Raw genomic sequence first — 4,420 nt, 5'->3', positions numbered from 1 at the left:
GTACCTGGCCCGACAAAGTGATCACGCGTGCGCCGCTCTGGTGTGCGGTGGACCTGCGTGACGGCAACCAAGCGCTGATCGACCCGATGAGCCCGGCCCGCAAGCGCCGCATGTTCGACCTGCTGGTGCGCATGGGCTACAAGGAGATCGAGGTCGGGTTCCCGTCGGCCAGCCAGACCGACTTCGACTTCGTCCGCGAGATCATCACCGAGGATGCGGTGCCTGACGACGTCACCATCCAGGTGCTCACCCAGTGCCGTCCGGAGCTGATCGAACGCACCTTCCAGGCGTGCGAGGGAGTACACCGCGCCATCGTGCACTTCTACAACTCGACGTCGATCCTGCAGCGCCGCGTGGTTTTCCGCGCGGACCGGGCCGCGGTCCAGGCCATCGCGACGGACGGTGCGCGCAAGTGCGTCGAGGAGGCCGCGAAGTATCCGGGCACACAGTGGCGGTTCGAGTATTCGCCGGAGTCTTACACCGGCACTGAGCTGGAATACGCCAAGCAGGTCTGCGACGCCGTCGGCGAGATCATCGCGCCGACGCCGGACAACCCGATCATCTTCAACTTGCCTGCCACGGTGGAGATGGCCACGCCGAATGTCTACGCCGACTCGATCGAGTGGATGAGCCGCAACTTGGCGAACCGGCAATCCGTCATCCTGAGCCTGCACCCGCACAACGACCGCGGAACCGCGGTCGCCGCAGCCGAATTGGGCTACCAGGCGGGTGCGGACCGGATCGAGGGCTGCCTGTTCGGCAATGGCGAGCGGACTGGGAACGTCTGCCTGGTGACGCTGGGCCTGAACTTGTTCTCCCGCGGTGTCGACCCGCAGATCGACTTCTCGAACATCGACGAGATCCGCCGCACTGTGGAGTACTGCAACCAGCTGCCGGTCCCCGAACGTCACCCCTACGGCGGCGATCTGGTCTACACGGCGTTCTCCGGCAGCCACCAAGACGCCATCAACAAGGGCTTGGATCAGATGAAGCTCGACGCGGATGCCGCCGATTCCGATGTCGACGACATGCTCTGGCAGGTGCCGTATCTGCCGATCGATCCGCGTGATGTCGGGCGCACCTACGAGGCGGTGATCCGGGTCAATTCGCAGTCCGGCAAGGGCGGGGTGGCCTACATCATGAAGGCCGATCACGGCCTGGCGTTGCCGCGACGGCTACAGATCGAGTTCTCGCAGGTGATCCAGAAAATCAGTGAGGGCGAAGGCGGCGAGGTCAGTCCCAAGGCGATGTGGGATGCGTTTGCCGAGGAGTACTTAGTGCCGGTGCGACCGCTGGAGCGGATGAAGCAGCGGGTCGAGGCATCCGAGGAGGACGGCGGCGCGACCACGATCGCCGCGACCGTCAAGATCGATGGGGTGGAGACCGAAATCAGCGGTTCCGGCAACGGCCCGCTCGCCGCTTTCGTCGACGCGCTGGGCACCGTCGGGTTCGACGTGGCCGTACTGGATTACTCCGAGCACGCGATGAGCGCCGGCGATGATGCGCAGGCCGCCGCGTACGTGGAGGCGTCGGTGTCGATCGCGAGCGCGGCGCAGCCGGGCGAAGCCGGTCGGCACCCATCGGATCCGGTCGGCGGACGGACGGTGTGGGGCGTCGGCATCGCGCCGTCGATCACCACCGCGTCGCTGCGTGCTGTGGTCTCGGCGGTGAACCGGGCCGCCGGGAAGTGAGTCGTCAGGCCAAGATCTTGGCCAGCAGCATTCCCGCCAAGGTCTGGGCCTGCACGCAGCTGTCGGCGCCAACGATGAGGTAGATCCAGCCCTTGAGCACGTCGACGGTGGCGGGCGGAGCCACGAAGCAGAACGCCTGATCGCCAAGTCCCGGGATGTTTTGAACCTGGCCGGCGGTCTGCTTGTTGGCGACGAATCCCTTCGACTGCGAGTTGAGGCATTGCTCGTTGGCGGGCTGGCCGTCTTTGCAATACAGGTCGTTCCAGTACAGCTTGAAGCTGACGTCGTTGCCAGCCGCGGGCACCGAATTGCATTGCGCCTCACTTGAGGACTGGCTTCCCTCGGCCGCTGGAAACGCCCTGCCCATCACCTGGCTGATGTCGGCTCCGCTCAACAAGCCACAGAAATTCGCCGGAACGTGCACACTGCCGCCCTTTGCCGTTGAGCCGGCATTGCCGCCGCCGTGTGACCCGCCGCCGCACGACGCGGTCAACACTGCGACGGCTGCCAGCGTCGTAAATGTCCACCATCGGATCGAACCGCGTTTGTGCTCTGCCATCGTCGTTTTCGCGTTCATCGCCTACTCATTGAACCGCGCGGCGAGAATTCGCGCTGAGCTGGGCGGCGACTCGGGCAATCAGAACCGCGCGGCGACGATGCGCGCCGCGAAGCGGCGTGAGGAGGAGGCGGGCAATCAGAACCGCGCGGCGACGATGCGCGCCGCGAAGCGGCGTGGGGAGGAGGCGGGCAATCAGAACAAGGCGAACTGCTCGCCCGCGCGCGCCGCGTCGATGAACTCCTCGACGCCAGTGCCACTGGCCACCGTCCCAACGCAATCCATGAACTTCGCGTCGGAAACCACCGGCACGCCCAACTCGCGAGCCAGATAACCCTTGCCGTGTGCCGGACGGGATTCGTTGCAGATCACCAGCGAAGTTTCCCCGTCGACAGCATCGGCGTAGGCCAACCCGGCGTGCAGGATCCGCTCGACCAGCTCCTCGTGAGTCCGTTGAACCTCAGCCGCCAGCGCGACCCGCATGCCCTGCACCAGCGGCCTGCCACGGACGTACGGGCCCGGGTTGAGGTAGGGGCATGGCATCCGGGACGCCAGCATCTTCAGCGGTCGCAGCTCGTCGTGGGTGACCCGGCCGCTGGGCCAACGACGGCGGGTGACCGGACGCACGGGTAACCAGACGTCGCGCTCGCGGGCCCGCTCCAGCGCGGCAGCCAGCACGCTCGTCAGCACGACGGCGTCGTCGAACGCATCGTGCGGTCGCCGCTGGGTCACCCCCCAATGCGCGGCCAGTGTCTCCAACCGCAGGTTGTCGATACCCAGTTCCAGGCGCCGCGCCAGTTCCACCGTGCACATGACGGTGTCGATCGGCAGTTCGACGTCGGCCACCTCGGCCTCCGCAGCGAGGAAGGCGTAGTCGAACGCGACGTTGTGCGCGACCAGCGTGCGGCCGCGCAGAAGCTCGACCACGTCGCCGACGATATCGGCGAACTGCGGCTGGTCCTCGAGCATCGCGGCGGTCAGGCCGTGCACATGGGTGGGGCCGGGATCGACGCCCGGGTTGAGCAGGCTGACTACGGATTGCTCGACTTGACCACCGGCGTCGAGGGCCAGCACCGCGAGGCTGATGACCCGGGCACTGCCCGGTCTGAAGCCGGAGGTTTCGACGTCGATGACGGCCCATCCCGCGCCGGGCTTGGTGACCGGACGGCCCCAGGTCGTCGTCGGGCTCGCCACCAGAATGTCGGGCATAAATGGAGGATGGCACGTCGAGCCGACATCGCCGGGTCGCTACGCGCCGTGTCGTGCAGTTAACCCTTGGAAAAGCACCGAGCTTGCGATCGCCCTTAACCCGACGAGGCCGACCCGCTGCGCTCGGAAAAGCACCGGGCTTGCGATCGCCCTTAAACTGCCCGGGTGATCACCGCCCGAGGACGCCTGGCCCTCGCCGCCGGAGCCGGCGCGCGATGGGCCTCACGGGTGACCGGTCGAGGGGCGGGCGCGATGATCGGCGGCCTGGTGGCCATGACGCTGGACCGTTCGATTCTGCGTCAGCTGGGCACCGGCCGGCGCAGCGTCGTGGTCACCGGAACCAACGGCAAGTCGACGACGACCCGGATGACCACGGCCGCCCTGCGCGCCCTGGGTGAGGGACGCTCGGTGGCCACCAACGCCGAGGGCGCCAATATGGACGCCGGGCTGGTGGCGGCGCTTGCCACCGACCGCGACGCCACGTTGGCGGTCCTCGAGGTCGACGAAATGCACGTGCCGCATGTCGCCGACGCCATCGAGCCGGCCGTCATCGTCATGCTCAACTTGTCCCGCGACCAGCTAGACCGGGTCGGCGAGATCAACGTGATCGAACGCAGGCTGCGGGCCGGCCTGGCCCGCCACCCACAGGCCGTCGTAATCGCCAACTGCGATGACGTGCTGATGACCTCGGCCGCCTACGACTGCGCCCACGTGGTGTGGGTGGCCGCGGATGGCAGCTGGTCGGCCGACTCTGTCAGCTGCCCGCGCAGCGGCGAGGTGATCGTTCGCGATCGGGGCCACTGGTATTCCACCGGGGCTGACTTCAAGCGGCCCAGCCCGCAGTGGTGGTTCGACGACGAGATGCTCTACGGGCCCGACGGGCTGGCGCTGCCGATGCGGTTGGCGCTGCCGGGCTCGGTGAATCGGGGCAACGCCGCCCAGGCGGTGGCGGCCGCCGTCGCGC

The 4,420-nt window shown here is 67.4% G+C and carries 4 protein-coding genes; 2 read left to right on the top strand and 2 right to left on the bottom strand.

Annotation, left to right across the window (positions count from 1 at the left end):
• Window positions 1–1,691 (top strand): 2-isopropylmalate synthase (gene leuA / locus WAN71_RS12015; protein WP_422225538.1); only part of this gene is annotated, 1,691 nt, incomplete at its 5' end.
• Window positions 1,692–1,695: 4 nt separating this feature from the next.
• On the opposite strand, the gene WAN71_RS12010 is transcribed toward leuA, so the two are convergent.
• Together WAN71_RS12010 and WAN71_RS12005 are read right to left on the bottom strand one after the other, a co-directional pair.
• A complete protein-coding gene (locus WAN71_RS12010; protein ID WP_422225537.1) occupies window positions 1,696–2,268 on the bottom strand; it encodes a hypothetical protein in 573 nt (190 codons plus the stop codon).
• Window positions 2,269–2,442: 174 nt separating this feature from the next.
• Window positions 2,443–3,456, bottom strand: coding sequence for a DEDDh family exonuclease (locus WAN71_RS12005; RefSeq protein ID WP_422225536.1), 1,014 nt, complete (start codon window positions 3,454–3,456; stop codon window positions 2,443–2,445).
• A gap of 165 nt (window positions 3,457–3,621) precedes the next feature.
• Between WAN71_RS12005 and WAN71_RS12000 the strand changes: the two genes are divergently transcribed.
• Window positions 3,622–4,420: Mur ligase family protein (locus tag WAN71_RS12000; protein WP_422225535.1), on the top strand; the 799-nt coding region annotated here is incomplete at its 3' end.

This window comes from Mycobacterium sp. (assembly GCF_049280035.1).
Classification (GTDB): Bacteria; Actinomycetota; Actinomycetes; order Mycobacteriales; family Mycobacteriaceae; genus Mycobacterium.
The sequence above is the reverse complement of the archived record's forward strand: the minus strand, read 5'-3'. Positions and strand labels throughout refer to the sequence as shown.